The sequence below is a fragment of the Methylobacterium oryzae genome, assembly GCF_036441375.1.
GTDB lineage: Bacteria > Pseudomonadota > Alphaproteobacteria > Rhizobiales > Beijerinckiaceae > Methylobacterium > Methylobacterium oryzae_A.
This window is the reverse complement of sequence record NZ_MLCA01000010.1, coordinates 835,070-856,443: the sequence shown is the minus strand read 5'-3', so window position 1 is coordinate 856,443 and position 21,374 is coordinate 835,070. Positions and strand designations below refer to the sequence as shown.

Annotated in this window: 9 protein-coding genes and 3 pseudogenes; 5 read left to right on the top strand and 7 right to left on the bottom strand. The window is 66.5% G+C overall.

Features of this window, described 5'->3' with window-relative positions; genetic code table 11:
* Positions 1-74: 74 nt before the first annotated feature.
* From MOTC310_RS22480 to MOTC310_RS22470, 3 genes and pseudogenes are all read right to left on the bottom strand, one after another.
* Positions 75-1,200, bottom strand: a pseudogene (locus tag MOTC310_RS22480) (IS630 family transposase).
* Positions 1,201-1,329: 129 nt separating this feature from the next.
* The gene (locus MOTC310_RS22475) at positions 1,330-5,235 is read right to left on the bottom strand and encodes a glycosyltransferase (RefSeq protein WP_331303353.1); all 3,906 of its coding nucleotides are present in this window, start codon (positions 5,233-5,235) and stop codon (positions 1,330-1,332) included.
* A 342-nt stretch (positions 5,236-5,577) separates the two neighbouring features.
* A pseudogene (locus MOTC310_RS22470) lies at positions 5,578-5,775 on the bottom strand (transposase); the annotation flags it as partial.
* 577 nt (positions 5,776-6,352) lie between these two features.
* On the opposite strand from MOTC310_RS22470, the gene MOTC310_RS22465 reads away from it, so the two are divergent.
* The gene (locus MOTC310_RS22465) at positions 6,353-9,826 is read left to right on the top strand and encodes a rhamnan synthesis F family protein (protein ID WP_331303352.1); all 3,474 of its coding nucleotides are present in this window, start codon (positions 6,353-6,355) and stop codon (positions 9,824-9,826) included.
* Positions 9,827-10,118: 292 nt separating this feature from the next.
* On the opposite strand, the gene MOTC310_RS22460 is transcribed toward MOTC310_RS22465, so the two are convergent.
* The 4 genes from MOTC310_RS22460 to MOTC310_RS22445 form a co-directional block, all read right to left on the bottom strand.
* Complete coding sequence (locus tag MOTC310_RS22460; RefSeq protein WP_331303351.1) at positions 10,119-11,900, bottom strand: glycosyltransferase family 61 protein; 1,782 nt, start codon at positions 11,898-11,900, stop codon at positions 10,119-10,121.
* Positions 11,901-11,919: 19 nt separating this feature from the next.
* Complete coding sequence (locus tag MOTC310_RS22455; protein WP_331303350.1) at positions 11,920-13,692, bottom strand: glycosyltransferase family 61 protein; 1,773 nt, start codon at positions 13,690-13,692, stop codon at positions 11,920-11,922.
* Positions 13,693-13,740: 48 nt separating this feature from the next.
* The gene (locus tag MOTC310_RS22450) at positions 13,741-14,850 is read right to left on the bottom strand and encodes a DegT/DnrJ/EryC1/StrS family aminotransferase (protein ID WP_331303349.1); all 1,110 of its coding nucleotides are present in this window, start codon (positions 14,848-14,850) and stop codon (positions 13,741-13,743) included.
* Between the two features lie 124 nt (positions 14,851-14,974).
* On the bottom strand, positions 14,975-15,646 hold the full coding sequence (locus MOTC310_RS22445) for a NeuD/PglB/VioB family sugar acetyltransferase (protein WP_331303348.1): 672 nt from the start codon (positions 15,644-15,646) through the stop codon (positions 14,975-14,977).
* A 243-nt stretch (positions 15,647-15,889) separates the two neighbouring features.
* Here MOTC310_RS22445 and MOTC310_RS22440 point away from each other — a divergent pair, with 243 nt between their 5' ends.
* The 4 genes and pseudogenes from MOTC310_RS22440 to MOTC310_RS22425 all read left to right on the top strand — a co-directional run bounded on the left by MOTC310_RS22440 (position 15,890) and on the right by MOTC310_RS22425 (position 21,332).
* A complete protein-coding gene (locus tag MOTC310_RS22440; RefSeq protein WP_331303347.1) occupies positions 15,890-18,565 on the top strand; it encodes a glycosyltransferase family 61 protein in 2,676 nt (891 codons plus the stop codon).
* Positions 18,562-19,596, top strand: coding sequence for an NAD-dependent epimerase/dehydratase family protein (locus MOTC310_RS22435; RefSeq protein WP_331303346.1), 1,035 nt, complete (start codon positions 18,562-18,564; stop codon positions 19,594-19,596). Before MOTC310_RS22440 ends, MOTC310_RS22435 begins: the two co-directional genes overlap by 4 nt.
* 79 nt (positions 19,597-19,675) lie before the next feature.
* Positions 19,676-20,311, top strand: a pseudogene (locus MOTC310_RS22430) (DedA family protein); the annotation flags it as partial.
* A gap of 604 nt (positions 20,312-20,915) precedes the next feature.
* Complete coding sequence (locus tag MOTC310_RS22425) at positions 20,916-21,332, top strand: hypothetical protein (RefSeq protein WP_331303345.1); 417 nt, start codon at positions 20,916-20,918, stop codon at positions 21,330-21,332.
* Positions 21,333-21,374 lie beyond the last annotated feature (42 nt).

The following is a 21,374-nucleotide window of genomic DNA, read 5'->3' as shown; positions in this document are numbered from 1 at the left end:
GTGCAAGCTTATGGGATGGCCCGCCCCTTACTAAACAATCGTGGCATTCTCCTGCCACGGACACGTGGAGGGATCTAGTGGTTTGAGTTAGAAGTCTGTGCGCAGAAGCGAGCGACACTGGCCAAGATCGCGTCCGCTGACTTCGTCCAGACGAATGGCTTGGGATGAGCGTTGGTCTCAGTGATGTAGTCTCGGATCGCGGCCTCCAGGTCCTCTGTGCTGGTGAACGCGCCGCGTTCCAGCCAACGCCGGCTCAGAACGGAGAACCAGCACTCCACGAGGTTGAGCCACGACGCGCTCGTCGGTGTGAAGTGGAGGTGGAACCGCGGGTGCTGGACCAACCAGTCATGCACCAGGGTCGTCTTGCGCGTCTTCAGGTTGTCGAGCACGAGATGCACCTCCAGATCGCGTGCGACGCTGCTCTCGACCTGCTCCAGAAAGGCGCGGAACTCGACGCTGCGATGACGCGGCTTGCAGCTCCCGATCACCGTTCCGGCTTTCACGTCGAGGGCGGCAAACAGGTCGAGCGTGCCATGCCGGCGATAGTCGTGCGTCACGCGCTCGGCCCGGCCCGGCCGGAGGGGAAAGGCTGCAGCCGTGCCCTGCACCGCTTGGATCTGCGGCTTCTCGTCGACGCACAGCACCAGCGCGCGATCGGGTGGAGCGAGGTAGAGGCCAACGACCAGGGCTCCCATCGAACGGGTTCGATGGGGACCCGTCGCGCACCTTTTCGACGAACGCGGGATCCGCGGAGAGCTTGAAGGTGTCGGCCTGGTGCGGCCGCAGACCGAAGGCGCGCCAGATGCGTGACACCGCACTCTGGCTCATGCCCGTACGGCGCGCCATCGTGCGGGTGCTCCAGTGCGTGGCGTTGGCCGGTGCCTCTTCCAGAGTGAGGGCGACCAGGCGCTCGACGGCCTCATCGTCGATGCTGCGGGGCGCTCCGGAGCGTGGTGCATCGACCAGCCCCTCCAGCCGATGCGCGGCGAAGCGGGCCCGCCACAGCGCAACCGTCTGACGGCTGACCCCAAGCGCCGTAGCCACCCCCAGGTTGGTCGCGCCCGGTTCGGCACAGGCCAGGATGATACGCAGGCGCGAAACCAGCGCCTGCCCGGTCCCGTGTCGGCGCAGCAGGCGCTTTATCTCACCCTGCTCCTGCTCGCTGAGATCGAGAGAGACGGCCTTTGGACCACGCGACATGGCGCACCTCCATCAGGAAGCACCTAACGATCCGCCCACCCGACTAAACTGTCAAACCTCTTCTAACTCAAGCCACTAGGTCCTCTACTTCGGGGTGAGCGGAACCGGGTGCTATCTGTCAGTCAACCATCAGATCACGATATCCGAGACGGTCCAAGTATCGGGCCTGCGCGGCGGCCATGCCAAGGCAAAATCAGCGCGCCGAGGATTAAAATTCGCATTGTAGAAAGGGTCCGACGCGAGGCGGTCGCCCCACTTCTCAACCATAAACCGTATTTCTCGGCGAAACCTGTCGATGTTTTTCGGCGTTTGATCGCTGCCGCGAGAGGCTGACTCGTGATGGTAAAGTACGACTTGGGCGGCGAAGAGATTGCTATATCCGAGCTGGTCAACCTTCAAGCAGAGATCGACATCGTTAAAGGCGACCTTCAGATCTTCCTCGTCGAATCTCCCAACGGTCTCAAATATTGTCTTACGCAGCATGAGACAGGCCCCGGTCACAGCCGAAACTCGCGAAGTCAATACGGCGCGCCCCATGTAACCAGGAGCCGCCGAATCGAGAAGGTGAGCTAGATGGCCGGCGACGCCGCCAACTCCGCAGAGCACGCCGCCATGCTGGACACGCCCGTCGGGATAGAGCAACTTGGCACCTACGGCTCCGACATCCGGCTGCACAGCAAGAGAGACCATCTCGCCCATCCAGCCGCCGTCGATGACGCTGACGTCATTGTTGAGGAACAACAGCAGCGAACCATTGGCGCTGTCGGCAGCAAAATTGTTCATCTTCGAATAGTTGAAGGGGCCGCTGAAAGGCACGATCCTGACACGGCTGTCAGCAAGCAATCTATTGAAAGCTTGGAACGTCTCGGGCTCGCCCGACTCGTGGTCGACGATGATGAGTTCGAAATTTTTGTAGAAGGTCTGCTCTAGCACGGATCCGACGCACGCTTCGAGAAGATCCGCCTTATCTTTCGTCGGCACGATCACGGACACCAGCGGTTGCGGTTCCGGCAGCGCGAAGGTCACGCGGTGCCAGTCAGGCACGAAAGGGTGAGGACCAACCGAGCCGTGGAGACCGCGTGCCTCAAGGAAGTCGCCAATTGCACGACGCGCGGCGGCGCTGCAGCGATCCTTGTAGGTCTGCGAGAATGTGTCGGCTCCCGCTGCCATACGCCAATGATAGAGGATCTTCGGGATGTGGCGGACTCGCGAGGGCTCGACTGCATGCATGACGCGGAGCACTAGGTCGTAGTCTTGGCTACCCTCGTATCCTGGCCTCAATCTGCCGACAGTCTCGATCAAAGTTCGTCTGATCACGCATAGGTGATTGACGTAATTCATGCTGAGTAGCAGTGGTAGGTTGAAGTCCGTTTTAAAGTGAGGAAATGACCGCTCGCCGTTGTCGTTGATGTGGTCTTCGTCCGTGTAAATGAGATCAAGCCGCGGGTCATCGTTCAAACAACTGGCAATTTCGAATAGAGCATGCGCTGGCAGCACGTCGTCATGATCTACAAAAGCCACGAAATCACCTGTTGCAAGGTCGAGTGCAGCATTGGTTGCGGCGACGATATGGCCATTCTGCTGGCGGCGGCTGATTTTAATGCGCTTGTCTAATAATGAAATTTCGGTTAGTACCGCCCAAATACGGAGATCGGTCGATGCGTCATCGACAATACACAATTCCCAGTTCTGATAGACTTGCTTCTGGATCGAAGCGATGGCTTCCCGGAGGTGTTGCTCTGCGGTGTTGTAGACGGGCATCGCAATCGATATGAGAGGCCTGTAACGCAGCCTCTCAATACGCGCACGAATGCTGCGCAGGTCGTCGGCGTTGAGCGTGTCGAACAACCTGTACCATTCTGCATAGTCAGCTACCATCGGCTCAGAGCTACGCGGCCCGCGTAGTTGCCGGTCCTCGAAGATCCCAGTGGCGGCGAAATGGACGATCGGGATAACATTTGCCTGCGCTACGTCGGGATTCAGCCAATTGTATTCGACCATGTCGAAATATCTGTTCGGCTGACGTCCGTCCTTCCAGCCAATCTGTGCAAAGTGCTTAACCGGGTCGATGCCGGATTGTTCCACATCAGGGTTTTGGTCTCGATAATATTTTCGGTCAAACAAGCCAGTCTCTTCGATATCTCTGCAAATCTCGCGCAGGTCTAATTCTGTTTTCGATAAATTATTGTCATTTGGATTATCCGTTGACACACTCACTGTGCTCCGGCCCTCATGACGACCAGTCTTTATATAATGCAGTAGAGGATTGATGCCGCTTGCCTCAACGTCGGGGTTGATTAAGAGGTAGGCGGCGGAGCTGAAGAACGCACTCGGGTCGCGGCCCTCTCGTCCACCCCAGACGGCGTAGTGCCAAGCTAGGTCGACTCCGGTCGGCACCACATCCGGATTGTTTGCAGCATAGAAATTTGTGTCGAAGAGCAGCGAGTTCTTAATAAGTTCGACATTTTGGTCGAAATTCCAAAATGCCTCTTCCGTGGCGAATACGGCGCGCCATCGATCGTTGTAGGCGTCCGTCGGGCGGCACGGCCGGCCCTCGTTGCGTCCATGCTCAATGTAATGAATTAGCGGGTTGGTACCCGCTGCCCGCACATCCGGGTAGCGATACAGGTAGTAACCCGTTCGAAACGTTGCCGAGGGATCGCGGCCCGCGCGCCAACCGACCCGATCGAAATCGAGAATCGCCTCATTGGGATCGGTGAAGGTTAGGTGGTAGACCTCAGCGTAATAAGTTGGGTCAAACAGGCCGCTGGCAGCAATTCGGTCTACGACCCAAGCGGTCTCGGCATCGCGCAGACGGCTCGACAGATCCGGCCGCGATGCTTCGGAGGCCCGCATGGCGGCACGCAAGTCGCCGGATGTAAACCTGAACCACGGCATTGACCGGATCCGGTCTATGATGCTGTGCAGATCCGAGATGTGTGCGTCCCGCGCGCGGAGGTCAGACGATAGCCGGGCTACAATCGTATCGTAAGCGTCTGGGGGGGGAGAGGCCGCCGCCACAGCTGGCTTCGCGATCGTGGCGATCAGGCTCTGGTGGCTTTCTACGAAACGGCCGATCTCTTGGATGAGCCGGGCGTTCTCATCTTGCAAGCGTGCGATGCGCAGGTCGCGACCGCGGACAACGCCAACATGAACCAAGCGCGGATCCGTCGCCGCGCCCCTGTTAGGATTTTGCGTGCCTCGATCCCACTCGTCATTAAGCGACTCGCGCTTTGCTCTCGAGCCCGCGCGCAGGGTCTCCCCAGTGGGGGCGCCGACCGACTCGCCTGAACGCTCCGAGGCCGAGTCGACGTTGCGGATCCCGTTGTCCGTCTCGATTCTGTTGCCGAGGCATGCGTACACGTTGCGGATGAAATCCTTTCGGGCCCTATCGATGCCGGTTAGACTTCTCAGCCCCGCCGGGATCTCGTCGTTCGGGAATAGGACTCCCAAGCCGTGGCTGTGTGTGAACTCGAACGTGCTGTGCCGATGCTGCAGTTCCTCAAACAACTGGTGGACGCCAAAGCCCTGCTCACGGACCGCGGTGTCGTGGAACAGGACCACGGCTCTCTGCGACAGCTTCGGACGCCATGTCTCGAAATCATGCCTCACGTCCTCGTAGGCGTGCCTGCCATCGATGTGCAGGAGGTCGACACTTCCGTTTTCGATGTCGGAGAGCGCCCCGTCGAAATTCTTGCGGAGCAGCGTGGAAAACCCGGCATAAGTCCGGTTCTGCTGTTTGACGCTTTCGAAAACGCTCTCGTCATAGAACCCGGCGTGGTCGTCACCGTGCCAGTGATCGACGGCGTAGGCGCGTGTCGTTAGGCCGAGGCGCCTAATCGCTTGGCAGAAAGCGAAGTACGAATACCCCAAGTGGACGCCGAGTTCCACGAAGCAGTCGGGTCGTAGTTTATCAATCAACCAGAATGCGAACGGCGCATGGCCGATCCAAGCTGAGCTCGGCGGCGTATATTCTGGCTTCCAAAATGAACAGCCAGAAATATAATCTTCTTGAATATCAGATTTTTCGTTCATAAGCAGTGGTTCTGTTTGGTGCGCTATGCCAGCGATCGGTTGCTCTCCATAAGCGGGCTGGACAATGCGTGCAAGACGTCCACGTCCACGTCGCCGTGGCCGAGAGGTGGCTTGGAGCAGCCAGAGTCCGTTGTGATAGTTATGCTAATCGGGCGCACCGTGCTCCAGGGCGGGGAGTCCAGCGGCTAGGGTGTCTCTGCAAACTGCCTCACTCGTGCGAGCACGTCAGCTTTTTGCTACCCTCAAGCGTATTTGGCAGTGGCCTCGCTCGATCTGTCAAGCGCCGAAGAAGGTGAACCCGTAGATCTCGTGTGCCCGCCCCGAGTTTGCAGAGACGCCCTAGTGCCACCACGGACAGCCGGTGCGCAGCACGTACAGGATGCCGTCGAGCACCGCGCGCATGGGCCAGCGCCAGGGACGGCCGGTCGTGGCCGGCGAGGGCAGAAGCGGAGCGAGCCCGGTCCACTCAGCGTCCCTCAGGCAAGTTGCATACGGCAGGGTCTCGCGCGCAAGCTCGGCGCGGGCGGCGGGCGTCCACATCGGCAATCCGGGGTAGCGTCAGACACTGCCCAACGCCCCCTATACCCGCTGCACACCCGACAGCTAAGCTGTTCAGCCTGTTTGGAAGCGGGGTCTAACAGGCATCGTGGGGCAGCGTAAGCGCTTCGCTGATGATTTGCGAGCTGCCCCGGTCTTGCTGTACGACCCGTGGCAATGCGCTGTCTGACGCCTAAGATGGCGTCCCTCCCTGACCCACGAAGTTCCAATCCAAAGTCCCGATATGGCTCGCCACATCGCGCTCCGCCGGACGCTGCGCAACATCCTCAGCGTTCACCTCGACTTCGTGGCCGCGCAGAGGCTCGCAGGGTCCGAGCTATTTGACGCGGAGTGGTACCGAGCAACCCAGGCGCCCGACGTAGTGCCGGACCAAGCCGCACGGCATTACCTTCAGCAGGGCGCTGCGCGGGGGCTGAGCCCGGGCCCGCTGTTTGATGGGCCCTGGTACCTGGCGAACAACCCCGACGTGGCCAGAGCGGGTCTCAACCCGCTGCTGCACTACCTCGACAGCGGACGCGCCGAAGGGCGGCCGATTTGCCCTTACGTAAACCGAGAAGCAGTGACGCAGGTCGCAGCCTCGGATCTGTTCGACGCGGAGTGGTACCGGGCGACCCAGGCGCCCAGCGTGACGCCAGCCCATGCCGCACGGCATTACCTTCAGCATGGCGCCGCGCGCGGGCTGAGCCCCAGCCCGCTGTTTGACGGGCCGTGGTACCTGGCGAACAACGCCGACGTTGCCGCGGCGGGTTTGAACCCGCTGCTGCACTACCTGGACAGCGGACGCGCGGAAGGACGGCCGATCTGCTCAGTCGCCGACCCTGAGTTGGTGGCGCGGATCGCTGCCTCGGATCTGTTCGACGCGGAATGGTACCGGGCGACCCAAGCGCCCGACGTGGCGCTGGACCGTGCCGCGCGGCACTATCTGCAAGAGGGCGCCGCACGTGGGCTGAGCCCGGGCCCGGTGTTCGACGGGCCGTGGTACCTCAAGAACAACGCCGACGTCGCCGCCGCAGGCCAGAACCCCCTGCTACACTACCTGAACGATGGGCGCTCAGAGGGGCGTCCGATCTGTCCCTTCGCCGATCCGGTGGCGCTGGCGCGGATCGAAGGCTCCGACCTGTTCGACGCGGAATGGTACCGGACGACTCACGTCCCCGACCTGGCGCCGAACCAGGCCGCACGACATTACCTCCGCGAGGGAGCAGCTCTGGGGATGAATCCCGGCCCTCTGTTCGATGGAGAGTGGTATCTCGGCAACAACGCCGACGTGGCCAGGACGGGCTCAAACCCGCTGCTGCATTATCTGGAGAGCGGTCGCGCGGAGGGGCGGCCGATTCGCCTAGCCTACGCCCGCGACACCAGCGCCCGCGCGATCGAGACGCTCCCTGTCGTCCTGCGTGAGAGCACGACCGCACGCATCGTCGTCGTCGTCCACGCCTTCTACGTCGACGTGTTCGAAGACCTCCTCCCGCACCTCGTGCGGGCGATCCCACAGTTCGACCTGCTGGTCTCGACCAACGAGCCCGCGAAGAAGCGCGCGATCGAGGCGGCCGCGGCGCGCGCCGGCCTGGTCCACCGCTGCCGGGTCGTGCTGGCGGAGAACCGCGGCCGCAACTTCGGACCGCTGGTCGCCGTGTTCGGGCACGACATCCTGCGCTACGATTACGTACTCCACGTCCACACCAAGAAGTCGCTGTTCAGCGGTGCCGAGCAGGTGCGCTGGCGCGACGAGATCTATCGGGCGCTGTTCGCGAACGCCGCCTGCGCCGCCCTCGCCTTGGCGCTGTTGGAGGAGGACCGCCAGATCGGCCTGTTCTTCCCGGAGACCAGCGCGCACATCGTCTACTGGGCACACACCTGGCTCTCGAACATCGGCGCCGGCCACGGCCTGCTCGCCCGCCTAGGCCTTTCCTACGACGGGTTCGATGAATACCTCGACTATCCCGTCGGCGGCATGTTCTGGGCGCGGGTCGATGCGCTGCGTCCGCTCCTGACGGCCGGATTGACCCCCCAGGATTTCCCCGAGGAGCACGGCCAGACCGATGGGACGCTCGCCCACGCGATCGAGCGGGTGATCCCCATCGTGAGCCGGGCACAGGGCTACAGCGCGGTCTGCTTGGACTACGACCGAGGGCTCGCCCGCACCGACAGCAGCGCCCGCAACTGGCGGCAGTACAGCGCCCGTTCGCAGGATCAGGCGATGCGGGCACTGCAGGATGTCGACCTCGTCTCGTTCGACCTGTTCGATACCCTCGTCAGCCGTCCGGCCCGGCGCCCGGATGCGGTGCTGAAGCTCGTCGAACACCGCCTCGCGACCGAGGAAGGTCGACCCGTCCCGCTGTTCACCGAGCGCCGCGCCGCCGAGAACCGGGTCCGCGCCCGCAAGCACCATCAGGGCGACGTCAACCTGTCGGAGATCTACGCGGAGCTCGCCGCCTCAGGGCCGATTCCCGGGGATGTCGTCGCGCGGGCGCACGCCCTTGAGAAGCGGATCGACCTCGGCGCCCTGCTTCCGCGGCCGGAGGTGATCGAAATCCTCAAGGCGGCGCATGAAGGCGGCAAGCGCATCGTCCTGATGACCGACACCTACTACGAGGAGGCCGACATCCGCGGCATCCTCCAGGTGATCGGCGTCGCCGACCTGTTCGCGGCGCTCTACGTGTCGAACGCGGTCGGCGCCCGCAAGGACCGGGGCGACCTGTGGCGCCACGTCGAGGAGTCCGAGGCGGTGCCGCGAGCCCGCTGGCTGCATGTCGGCGACAACGAGCATTCCGACATCCAGGCGGCATGCGATCGACGAATCCCCTACCTGCACGTCGCGCACCCGGCCAAGATCCTGGCACAGGGCGGCTTCGTCCGGGACGAGGGCGATTTGGCGCGGACCTGGGCGTCCGATCTGGTCATCGGCCACGCCATGCTGGCGCTGTGCCGGAACCCATTCCTCGACCGGGCCGATTCGCCCTACCTGTCGCTCGGCTCGGCCCGCGCGGCCGGCTCCGTCGTGTTCGGGCCGCTGATGCTGCTGTTCATGTCCTGGCTGATCCGGCACGAGGCCCTGGGCCGGGTCGAAAGGCTGTATTTCCTCGCGCGCGAGGGCGACTTCCTGGTCAAAATCTACCGCTCGATTCGGGAGCGCTACGGCCTGCGGCACCTGCCCGAGGGCCGGTACTTCCACGTGTCCCGGCAGGTGGCGATCGGCGCGGCCCTCGGCCAGGGGTTCCGCCCGGATCTGGTGATCGGGGCTGGCCGCTACGTGGGCAGTCTCCAGGGGCTCCTCTGGAACCGGGCGAGCTTCACGGCACCGGCGCACCACGAACTGGACCGGTTCGACGTGCGGCTTCCGGCCGATGCCGCGGTGGTCGAGCGCGTCATGACCACCCTCCAGCCGGAGATCACCGCCCATGGCGCGGACCTGAACGCGCGGTTCCGCACCTATGCCCGGCAGGAGGGGCTCGATGCCGAAGGCCTCCACGCTGTGGTCGATGTCGGCTACTCGGCGACGATCCAGAAGATGATGCAGCTGGCGCTCGGCCAGCCGCTGATCGGCTTCTACATGACGACCTTCGACACGGCACAGGCCGTCGAGACGGATGGCGGCGCGGCCTTCAGCTGCTTCCGCGCGGGCACCGAGAATCCCGAAACGTCCTCGCTCCCCGTCCTGGCCTACGGCCTCGCCGTCGAGGCGTTCCTGACCGCTCCCCACGGGCAGGTCGTGGGCTACGAGACGGCGAGCGACCGGATCGCACCTGTGTTCAAGGCGGATCCCCGGACACCCGCCGAGCACGCTGTCCTCGCCGAGCTCCATGCCGGCGCCGAGCAGTACATCATCGACACCCTGGATCTGTACGGGGCGGAACTGCTCCAGGCCGAGATCCCGTCGAAGGGGCCGCAGGAATTCCTGCGCCTGCTGATGCAGGGGCAGATCGCCACCCCGTCCGAACCGATGCGGTTGCTCGGTGTCGAGGACGATTTCTGTGGTCTGCCCATCCACAAGGTGTACGCGGCAGCGAAGACGGAGTCCGCGCTGGCGTAACGCGACGCGCGCCGCCGATGGAAAACCTGGCAGCTCCGCCGCTTCCAGGTGTTTGGTTTGGCCGAGTGCACGGCGTGGGATCGACGCCCATGCCTCACGTCGCGTGCACCCTTTCCCGGACAGGTGGAGCGACAGCGGAACCTGATCCGGATCCAGCACGAAAAGCGCCGCGTCAGCGGCCTAGGTTGATCCAGATCGACGCTGCGCGACGTCTGGTGCTGGATCCCTGGGCCGCATTCCACTGGCGCTGCATGCGCCCGGGAAAGAGGCGGCTCGACGCGATGGATCTGGATCAGCGGCCGGCCATGACTGCCTCCAGAGCGCGCCGCATCGTCGCCGGCGTGACCCTATAGCTCGCATGCATCGGGTGGACTCCCTCCGCCTGCAGCGTGGTCCCCCGCACGAACAGCAGGCGCGCGCCGCTGGACTCGACGAAGCTGGTGAAGCCGCGGAAGTAGAATTCCGGGCTCTCGTGGGCGAGCGCCACGACCCGGGTGCCCGGCCGGCAGAAGATGCAGTTGATCAGGGCGGAACTCGCCGATCCGACGATGATGTCGGCGCCGTGGTACATCTGCACCTGCTCGGCGAAGGTAAGATGCTCGGGCTGGACGATCTCGAACCCGTGGGGCTGCAACGTCTCGATGATCTCGGCCTCGTTGACGAGCTGGCGCTGCGTGAACCCCCGCCGGGACAGGATGATGCGCCGTCCGGTCCGTCGGAGATCGACTCCATCCGCGGCGAGCCGTTGGAGGATCCTGTCCCGCACGGCGGCGAGGATATCCTGCGGCCAGATCGCGTCGTAGATCGGAAGCCCCGGCCGGGTATCGAACGGGAAGAAGGCCGGCACCGGCGCGAGGCCGAGTTCGCGAAAGCGTGTCGCGACCGGCGGCAGCGTCACGATCGGCCGGTTGCGGGTGTCCATCAGCGCGATGATCTGATGGTGCGACTCGGGCATCCCGTCATCGACGCAGAGCGGCAATCCCGAGGGACAGGCGGGATCGTTGAAGCACAGCATGCGGGGGACAAATTCGAGCAGCCAGTGCCCGTATTGCCGGCTCTGAAGCCCGAACAGCATCAGGCCGGCGTCGATGTCGTTGATCGCGGCGGGCGCCTCGACCAGGGCGCGTCCGGGCCCCCAGACGGCCGTCATGATCTGACCCGGATTGACCCCGTCCTTGATGTCGGCGACCCCGCTCAGGGGATGGGCCGCGAGGTCGTAGATCAGGCGCTCGCCGCGGAGCACGACGTTGCTGCGGGGAAAGGTCAGGCAGTCCTTGAACAGCGCGACGTATTGCGGTGGTGCGTCGAGGGTCCCCGGCTGGGAAGTCAGCGGAATCGGGCCGCCGAGGAAGGTCACGGCGGGGTCGGCGATCCTGCGGCCGGGCCGCATCTCGTGATAGCGCCCGTGCCCCTCCCCGGCTTCCTGCCCGGCCGAGACGATACCGTAGATGCCGACGGGGCCGAGACCGACGATCGACCGGGTGCTCTCGTGCAGCACCACGGCCTCCTCGTGCCGGCCCGCCTCTGCCAGAGCGTTCATCTGAAGAAGGCGCAGGTTCCTGATTTTCCGGCTGAGGCTGTCCCCGTCCACGGTCGCAAGGCCGGTATCGCCGCCGTTGAGGTCGTAGGCGAGGCGGTAGCATTGTACGGCGGGCTCCGCTCGGCCGCGGCACTCGTGGGTCCAGCCGAGTTGCAGCAGCGTCCGCGCGGTCTCGTGCGGGATAGCCCCCGCCCCGTCCCGGCTTCGGAGTTCCGCAATATACGCCGCAGCGTCGGGCCAGAGCTCCTGCTCAATGAAGCCGCGCAGGCGTGCCACGGCGGCGTTCTGGTGCCAGCGCTGAGTATCGTGCGGGTCGATCGCGGCGGCGAGGGCGTAGGCGCGCGCCGCATCCCCGAATTGGGCGCCGCCCTCGAGCCGGAAGCCCAGGGCTTCGAGGTGCCGCAGGGTCGCGGCCGCACGTGGTCCCGACGGAGGTTCAGCGGTGAGCAGGGAGGCCAGAGTCTCCAGCCGGGTCGAGGCGTTGCCGCTGTCGATAGACCGGACAAGGTTGAGAAAGGTCGCCGTCGGCCGCATGTCGCTCCGTCTCCGACCGCTACGGGCCGACGCCGACGCGCTCGAGGCCGCGCAGCACCTGTGCGGGCGGAACCGTGTAATTGGCGTGGAACGGATGCGTCTTCTCACCCGGCACCGTCGAGCCCCGGATGTAGAGGACCTGGGCGCCGCTCGACTCGATCATGCTGGTGTAGCCGCGGAAATTGAACGACCGGTTCTCGTGGATCAGCGCGACGATGCGGGCCTTGCCGTTGCAGAAGATGGTGTTCGTCATCGCGGAGCTCGCGGAGCCCACGATCACGTCGGCCGAATGATAGAGCGCGATCTGCTCGATGAAGGACAGCCTCTCCGGGTACACGACCTCGAAGCCGTAGCGCTCCAGGGCGTTGATGATCTCGGCCTCGTTGACGAGCTGGCGCTGCGTGAAGCCCTTCCGCGACAGGACGATCCGCCGCCCCGTGGAGCGCAGGTCCACCCCGCGCGCTGCGAGGCTGTCGAGCACGGCGCGCCGCATGGCGCCGAGGATGTCCTTCGGCCAGACCGAGTCGTAGACCGGCACGTCCGGCCGGGCGTCGAACGGGAAGAAGGTCGGGACCGGGGCGACCCCGAGTTCGCGGAAGCGGACCGCCTGCGCCGGGAGCGGGAGGATCTCTCGCCCGCGCATGTCGAGCAACTCCACGATCTGCCGATGTGTCGCCGGCATGTGATCGTCGATGCAGATCGGGAAGCCCGCGGGGCAGACGGGATCGTTGAACCACATCATCCGCGGCACGAACTCGAGCAGCCAGTGGCCGTAGTTCTTGCTCTGGAGCCCGAACATCATCAAGCCGGATTCCAGGCTCCTCACCTCAGCCGGCTCCTCCACCAGGGCGCGGCCGCCCCCGTAGACCGCAGTCATGATCTGGTCGGTGTTCTTGCCGTCCTTGATGTCGGCAATGCCGCTGTCGGGGTGCGCCGCGAGGTCATATATCAGGCGGCCGCCCTGAAGCACGATGTTGCTGCGCGGGAAGGTGAGGCAGTCCTTGAACCGGGCGACGTATTGCGGCGGGGCATCTAGGGTCCCGCACGCGGAGGTCAGCGCCACCGGGCCTTCGAGGAAGCGGATCTCCGGCTCCGCGATCCGGCGCGGGCCGATGAGCTCGCGATAGGTGCCCTCCCCTTCGGTGGCGGCCCGACGCGCGGAGACGATGTCGTAGATCCGCACCGGCCCGAGCCCGAGCGTCGCGCGCGTCCGCTCGTGCAGCGCCTGCGCCTCCTCATGACGGCCCGCCTCGGCGAGCGCGGTCATCTGCAGGCTGCGCAGGTTCCGGATCTTCCGCTCGAGCGTGTCACCGTCGACCGTGAGGGCCTGCCCACCCAGGGTGTCCCGCGCGATCCGCGCCAGCAGGTAGCTGCGCACCGCGCTCTCGGCTTCACCGGCGAGCTCGTAGTCCCATGCGATCTGGACCAGCGACGGGTCGTCATGCCCGCGATCCTGGACCGCCGCCTTGGCTCGGCGCAGCGCCTCCAGGAGGTCCTCGACGCTGTCGAATTCCTGCCGCCAGCACCGGTCGACGATGTCCGTCCGGATGGCGGCGAGATGGTACTGCGCGGTCTGCGCGCGCGAGGCCTGGGCCGCCAGCCTGTAGGCACGGGCCGCCAGATCGAAGCTGTCCTCGCCCTGATACCGGAACGCGAGGGTCGCGAGGTGCTGCGCGGCGGTCTCGGTGCGCTCCCCCGTCAGCGCTGCGAGGGCGCCTTCGATCGCGTCGAGGGTGGCGGCGCCGTTCGTCCGATTGGCTTGCGTAAGGATTCGCCTAAATTCGTCCCGCATCGATACCGACCGTTCCTTCACGCGATCCGCCGCGCCGTCCCGAGCGCCTCAGCGCGTCGCCAGGGCCCGCTCCACGCAGGCGCAGACCTCGCCGATCTGATCCCGGGTGATCGCCGGGAAGAACGGCACCCCGATGGCGCCGGCGGAGACGGAGGCGGTCCGCGCAAGGCCGTCATGCCGGCAGGTCGCGAAGGCGGGGTGCGCTTGGCAGCCGGTCCCGTACCAGCGTCGCCACTGGATGCCGGCCGCGTCGAACGCCGCCGTCACCGCGTTGGCGGCTGCGGGCTCGAACAGCGCGTTGACCGTCATGGTCAGCCATTCCGTGCCGAAGCCGGGCTGCATGCGTACGCCGATCCGGTCGAAGCCCTGAACATAGGCCAGCGAGGCCTCCCGCAACTGCCGGATGCGCGCATCGAGGCCGTCGAAGGCCGCCAGGCCGACCGCTGCGGCGTATTCGGAGATCCGGAAATTGCCGCCCCGCACCTCCGAGACCCGGCTGCTCGCCGAGAAGCCGAAACCGGTCATCGCGGTGGTCTGCGCCACCAAGTCGGCATCGGTCGTGAGGATCGCGCCCCCCTCCCCGATCCCGAGCGCCTTGGTGGCGTGCAGGCTCACGCAGAGCGGCTGCGCGCCGACCCGGGTAAGGTTCAGCGTTGCGGCGGCGGCGTCGAACACGACCGGAATCCCGTGCGCCGCCTCGAACGCCTCCCAGGCCGGGACGTCGATCGGTGCCCCGTACGGACTGACCACCACCACGGCGGCGACATCGCCTTCGGCCAGCGACAGCGCCCGCTCGGCGATGGCGGGGGTCAGCGACAGGGTCTCCGGATCGACGTCGGCGAAGAACGGCTCGAGGCCGACATTCACCGCCGCGTGCGCGGTGGCGATGAAGGTGTAGCCGGGCATCAGGCAGAGCCCGCCGCGCCGGCCGCCGATCCGGTAGCGCAGGGCGAGTTCGATCGCGCTCGTGCCGTTACCGGTGATCGTCGCGGCCACCGGCGCGCCGCCGGCGCGCTCCGAGACGAAGCCGCAGAGCTTGGCCGTAAAGTCGCGGGAGAGCGGACCGTAGTTGCTGTAGATGTGCGATTGATCGATCCGGCGCAGGTACGGGACGATGGCGTCCGTCTCCGGCAGGCTTGGAATGAGCACGGGGATCATCGTCGAGACACGTCCTGACTGTCGGCGGCCACCATCCTCGTCCGAATGCCCGGTGACGCGGCCGCTATACATGCCCGGGTATCGCCGCGGAAGGCGCCGTTGTCCGCCCGGCCGACCGGACCCCTCAAGCGCGCGGCAAGGTCTGCGGCCTGGGCCGCGTTGGCAAGGGCCGAGCTGGATTCCCGAACACCGTCTGGCCCGGCGCCACGTTGCGGATCACCACGGCGCCGGCTCCGACCACGGCGCGCGCGCCGATCCGGATCTTCGGGATCACGCAGGCCCCCGTGCCGAGGAACGCCCCCTCCTCCACGTTGACATGGCCGGCCAGATGGACCCCAGGGCTCAGTGTGGCGAAATCCTCCAGCACATCGTCGTGGGCCACCGTGCAGCCCGGATTGATCAGCACGTGCTCGCCCAGCTGGGCATCCGCCGTGACGGAGGAATGCCCGAGGATCACCGCACCTGTGCCGATCCGGCTACTCGCGCCGATCAGCACGCCGGGATCGATGATCGAGGCGAAACGCGCTCCGATCGCGTCCCGCAGACGCGCGGCGGCCCGGGCTCGGGGCTCCGGCTCGCCAAGGGCGACGACGAAACGCAGACCTTCGTCACCCGCGAAGGTGCAGACATCGCGGACCACCGGCCGGCCGCGGAACGTCTCCGGCGCGTGGATGCCGGGATCAACGATGCTCGCCCTTAGCTCCATCGGCGTGCCGTGGGCGTTCAGGCGCTCAAGGGCGTCGACGATCTCGCGGGCGAGAGCACCCGCACCGTAAAGGACGAGGCGAAGGGTCATCGCACCGTGTGCCGAAACCGGTATTGGCTCGGCGCTGGCGGCTGCCTGCCGCTCGGGCGAACGTCCATGCGCGGGGTTCCCTGCCTCGGGCTGTCCTGCCTGTTCGGGGCTCTGCCCTACACGAGTCCCCGCGGGCTCTCCAGGGGCGATGCCTCGTCACGGTGCCATCGTTCCAGTACACCGCCGAGATCGGCGCGTCGCACCCGGGCGCGTGGGCGAGGACACGCGGAGCGTGAGACCGACATGAGGCCGGCGGAGACGTTCATCGACCTGATCCGGACGATCAATCGCGACAACGTGTCGGACGTTCTCCATCGGCTCCGCGCGTGCGTCGCCGCCGAGGATCGCCCCCTCGAAGGTCATGCCCACGCGCGCGTCACCCGGATGCGGCGGCACCTCGAGACGCTCGCGTTCCGGTTTGAGGGCGATGGCCAGCTCGGCGCCGTCGCCGATACCTACGATCTGATCGCTTCGATCGTCCCCGAGGATCGCGAACGCTGGGCGGTGGCCGCCGTCAGCGCGCGGCTACGCGATCTCTGCGAACGCGGACGCTACGCGGAGGCTACCGCCGTCATCCTCGACCTGCGCGCAGGGGGCAACCCAGCCGCCATCCGCGAAGGCCTCGCCACCTTGCTGCGGCTCGGCTGGGTGGCCGAGTGCGGGCAGGAGCCGGAATCCTGCGTGCAGTGCTATCGGTTGGCCTACGAGCTGAACGGTGGTGACGAAGGCGTCACGACCGAGGATGGCTTCGCCCTGAGCATCAAGGTCAGGAATCTCCGCCGATTACAGATCGACGAGCTGCTCCCGGATGGACGCTACGCGGACGCGATCGCGCTGCACGAGACGACCCGCCACGTCTACCGCTCGGGACCACTGCGCGCCTACGACATCGTCAAGGCCGAGGCGCTCGCCGCAGGCGGGGACACCGCTTACACAGAACTGCGGCCGAGGCGGCGGATCGCGCCGCCCGACCTGCGCTTCTTCGAGCCGCCCCCTGCCCTGCTCTCCGAGCCGGGCGAGCTCGACATGCCGGCCCAGTACCTCGCCTTTCTGGACGAAGCCCAGGCCTTCCCGCGCAGCAACGTCGTCATCGCCGGTGACAAGCTCATCTACGACCTCGCCGCGCACGCGCGCCGGCCCGACATCCTGCTGCAGGACGGGATCAATCCCGACCAGATCATGATGGCCGCGTTCGGTGAGACGCGCGCCCTCGTGGAAGTGCCCGAGGACCCGTTCCGGGTCGAGGCCGGGCTGATGATGTTCGGCCTCCAGAGCCGGAATTACGGGCACTGGTTCTGCGAGTATGTGCCGCGGATGCTCTGCTACAACGACGCGCGCTGCCCGGACGGGATCCCGCTCTGCATCGACGACCACATGCCCGCCTCGCACGAGCAGATCCTGCGCCTGCTCGACACGCGCGACCGGCCCGTGATCAAGCTCCCGCCCCGGCCCGTCGCACTCGGCCGTCTCGGGATCGCACCGCCGCCGGCATTCTTTCCGTTCGAGATGAAGCCGGGGCGGCCGGTCTACGACGCGATCTGGCCGGCCGATATCTTCGCGCCGGTGCGCGAACAGATCCTCGAACGCGCCCGGGAACAGGGCGTCCTCTCCGGCCGGACGGACCGGCGCTTGTTCATCTCGCGCAAGGCCTTCAGCCAGCGCGCCCTCGTCAACGAGGCGGAGATCGCCGAGCAACTCAGCTCCCTGGGCTTCGAGGTGATCTACCCGGAGACCATGTCGTTCCTCGAACAGGTCGAGGCGTTCCACTCCGCTGCCCTGGTGGTGGGCTCGTCGAGTTCGGCCCTGAGCAACGCCCTGTTCTGCCGGCCTGGGTGCCGGATCCTGGGTCTGATTCACGAGGAGCGGGCGTTCAACTTCCGGGGTTATGCCAGCTACATCGAGGTGGGCGGCGCGCGGATTTTGTTCCTGCGCGGCCGCACCCTCCACCGGCCGGGCGTGCACGCCTTCCACGTGAGCTATACCGTCGACCCGGCCAAGGTCGTCGCGGCCGTGGCCGCCCTTGAGAACGAGGCCGCCACCGGCGTGCCGGCCGGGTTCCCGGTGCCGATGGCGGACGACAGGCCGATCCGTCGACCGGATCGCCGAGCGGTCCGGTCTCACCCTCGGGCGGGCGCGCCCGCCCGCGTCGAACCCGACCGGCTCGCGCGCGTCAGGACGCTCGCGGCCGGGCCGCACGCGGACGCGGCTTCCGGCCTCTGCGCCCTGGAGGCGGTGGCCTACGTGGCCGGCGAGCCCCATTCGGATCAGCCCACCTGCGCGTCGCCGAGCCTCTCCGCCTTCATCCGAACCTGGAGCGATCGCCTGCCGCAGGATGCGCGCGATGCCCTGATCCTGCCGCTCGTTCCGCGCTTGGTCGGCACGCGAGGCTCGCAGGCCCTGGAGCGCCGGCGGGTCGCCTTAGTGGCCGATTGGCTCGTCCGCACCCACCTGCCGGCGTGGTTCCGCCTAGCCAAGCTGAACGTGGAAGGGGACGCGCTGGCCGGCCTGCCGGCGCTCGCCGACATCGTCGATCTCGCCGCTTGGTGCGATCATCTGGAGCGGGCGCGCAAGCGGGCAGCGGTCGCGAACCTGACCCTGCGGCAGACCGGTGCCGCCGTCCGGGCCGCGGCCTGGGACGGGGCTCATCAGGCCGCGTGGGCTACCGTTCGGGATCAACTGGAGACCGCGGGCCCCCGGATACTCGCCGCCGGCTGGGACGCTGCCTATGCTGCCGCCTACGCGGCGGCCCGGGCGTACGGGAAGGCCTCGCTGGAGCCGACCCGTCACGCCCTTGAACAATCCGCGCTGATCCTTATCGAGCGGATGATCGAGGTGCGCGAAGCAGATCCGGACCGGCTATCGGATGGCGCGCAGCCGCCCGCCGCGGCGAGCCAGAACGGCGCCGCAGGCCGGCCATGAGCGAGATCCGGCCGAGCGCCCGGCTGGTCGATCCCGTCGGATCCGGCCAATCCGCGTCGTCCCTGTCGGGGCTGCGCTGCCTCGTGCTGGGCGGCGGCGGCTTCCTGGGGTTGAACCTGTGCAACCGCCTCGCGGAGGCGGGGGCTGAAGTCACCTGTTTCAGCCGCAGCCATCCGCAGGCCGAGGTCCTGGACCGGCGCGTGGCACGGGTGGTTGGCCAGTTCGCCGACCGCCTCGCCCTCGCCAATGCGGTAGACCGCCAGGACATCGTCTTTCACCTGATCGCAGGCTCGGTTCCCGAGAGTTCCAACCGAGACCCCAACGCGGAACTCTCGGCCGCGCCGATCGCCACCCTGCACCTGCTGGAGATTTGCCGCGCCGCCCGGATCAAGAAGCTCGTGTTCTCGTCCTCCGGGGGGGCGATCTACGGAATTCCCCGTGCCATTCCGATCTCCGAGCAAGCGCCGACTGACCCGATCTCGGCCTACGGCATCAGCAAGCTGATGATCGAGAAATCTCTGCACCTCTACCGGCACCTTCACGGGATCGACTACCAGATCCTGCGCATCGCCAATCCGTACGGCCGGTTCCAGCTCGGCACCAAGCACCAAGGGCTGATCGGGAGCTACATTTACCGCGTGCTCACCGACCAGCCGCTGGAGGTCTGGGGCACTGGCTCGGTGGTGCGCGATTTCCTGCATATCGACGATGTCAGCGACGCCTTCCTGGGAGCCGTCGACTATCAGGGCCCACACAAGGTTCTGAATGTCGGCAGCGGGCGGGGCCTAAGCGTTCATCAGGTCATCACCGAGCTGAAGGTGGCCTTCGGCCGGGACGATCTCCCCTGCGTGCACCGGCCGAGCCGCGCCGCCGACGTGCCGGCCAACGTCCTCGACACCGCGCTGATCCGGTCTGAACTCGGCTGGCAGCCGCGCGTCCCCCTGCAGACTGGGCTCACCGGCACCATCGCATGGATGCGCGCTCATCTGGCGCAGTCGCTGGCGGCAGGCACGCCCACCGGCGCCAGCTGATCGGCCGAATCTTCAATCCGCCCCGGAGCGGCCACGTTTGTCGGCGACAGCGCGCGGCATTGATCCGCGAGGAGACCCCATGTCCTTTCTGCACGATCTGCCGATCGCCGACCTGATCGCGCATTACGGCTACCTGGCGATCTTCGTCATCATTACCCTGGAGAGCGCCGGGCTGCCCCTGCCCGGCGAGACAGTGCTGCTGACCTCGGCGGCCTACGCGGGCAGTACCGGCAACATCAATATTGCCATCGTCGTGGCGATTGCCGCGACCGCCGCCATCCTGGGCGACAATGCCGGCTACTGGGTCGGCCGCCGCTGGGGGCTGCCGCTGCTCCTCCGCAAGGGGCACCTGATCGGGCTCGACCACGGCCGGCTCAAGCTCGGCCAGTATCTCTTCCGTCGGCACGGCGGTAAGATCGTGTTCTTCGGCCGCTTCACCGCAATGCTCCGTGCCTACGCGGCGGTGCTGGCCGGCGTGAACAAGCTCGACGCTCGCCGCTTCATGGCCTTCAACGCCCTCGGCGGCGTCGCCTGGGCCTCGATCATGGGATTTGGCGCCTACCTGTGCGGCCGGTCGATCGAGAACGTGATGGGGCCGGTCGGCCTCGGGCTGCTGGCCTTCGTCCTGCTGGGCGCCATCGTCCTGTGGCTGTTCATGCGCCGGCACGAGGCGCGCCTGATGGTCGCCGCCGAGGCCGAGATCCCGGGACCGCTCGGGGGGGGGCTCGGTGAGGCGCGAGCCGAGCCTGTCCCGGCGCCTGTCCTGGAGCACGGCGGCATTGACCCGAACAGCCCGGTCCAGGCGGATTTTCAGAATCAGATCGAGGCTCTCCTGGCCAAGCGGGAGCGCGCGGCGCCGCAGGCCGCCGCGCCGGCGGCCGCCCCCACCCGGCGCGCGCCCTGGCCCCTGTGGTTCAAGATCCCGGTGCTCCTCGTCGCTGCCGGCGCCGGCATGGCGGTACTCTCCTGGCATGACGGCGTCACCGGCGGCCTCTACGGACGGCTCATCGGGCATATCGGGATCCTCGGCATCGCCTTGGTCCTCGTCGTCCCCGCACTCCTCCTTCTGGTGGTCGGCTGGCGACTCCCGCGCCCGGAAGACGACCTCGACGCAGAGTCTGAGGAGGCTGCTGGGCTGGCGGCGTGACAGCCCGCCTGGTGAGTGTGGCGCCCCGAATGTAGGGTTGACCGGTCCTGGAGCCGATCGTACAGCCGGCCCGACCCGACTGGGGTGCCCCGTCGCGCCGGCCTCATGCCGATCCCGCTGACGGCTACTTGCCCGTGACCAGTTGGGCCCCGCGACTGAGACGGAGCCGACCTTGAGCGAGGACGTGGAAGCGCTGCGGGCCGAGCTCGCCGAGACTCAGGCACGGCTCAAAGATGCGCAGGGCGAACTCGCCCGCTTGGTGCGATTGGCTGAGGCTGATCTGCAGCGACGACGTCCCGGCGAGCAGTCGAGCGTCGTCGCCTCCTCGGTGCGCAGGCCTGCCGCCAAGGAGGTTGCGGCTCGGATCGCCCGGTTCGCGCACCTCTACCGAGAGGCCGCTTCAGCCGCCCCCGACCGCGCCCCCGTCGTGCCCGAGGCAACGATGCTCGGCTGGCTGGAAACGTCCGGTCTGTTCGACCGCCAGTTCTACCTCGCGTGTAACGACGACGTCGCGAATGCCGGGGCCGATCCGACGCACCACTACTACAATCACGGCTCCGAGGAAGGGCGCCTCCCCAGCACCCTCTGAGGGGAGTCTGGGGAAGCTGCTCGCTGGCGCACGTTCAAGGGA

Bases quoted from the DNA above. Each gene is read 5' to 3' on its own strand.
- MOTC310_RS22475 (WP_331303353.1), bottom strand. From the start codon at position 5,235: ATGAACGAAAAATCTGATATTCAAGAAGATTATATTTCTGGCTGTTCA.
- MOTC310_RS22460 (WP_331303351.1), bottom strand. From the start codon at position 11,900: ATGCGGCCGACGGCGACCTTTCTCAACCTTGTCCGGTCTATCGACAGC.
- MOTC310_RS22455 (WP_331303350.1), bottom strand. From the start codon at position 13,692: ATGCGGGACGAATTTAGGCGAATCCTTACGCAAGCCAATCGGACGAAC.
- MOTC310_RS22450 (WP_331303349.1), bottom strand. From the start codon at position 14,850: ATGATCCCCGTGCTCATTCCAAGCCTGCCGGAGACGGACGCCATCGTC.
- MOTC310_RS22445 (WP_331303348.1), bottom strand. From the start codon at position 15,646: ATGACCCTTCGCCTCGTCCTTTACGGTGCGGGTGCTCTCGCCCGCGAG.
- MOTC310_RS22440 (WP_331303347.1), top strand. From the start codon at position 15,890: ATGAGGCCGGCGGAGACGTTCATCGACCTGATCCGGACGATCAATCGC.
- MOTC310_RS22435 (WP_331303346.1), top strand. From the start codon at position 18,562: ATGAGCGAGATCCGGCCGAGCGCCCGGCTGGTCGATCCCGTCGGATCC.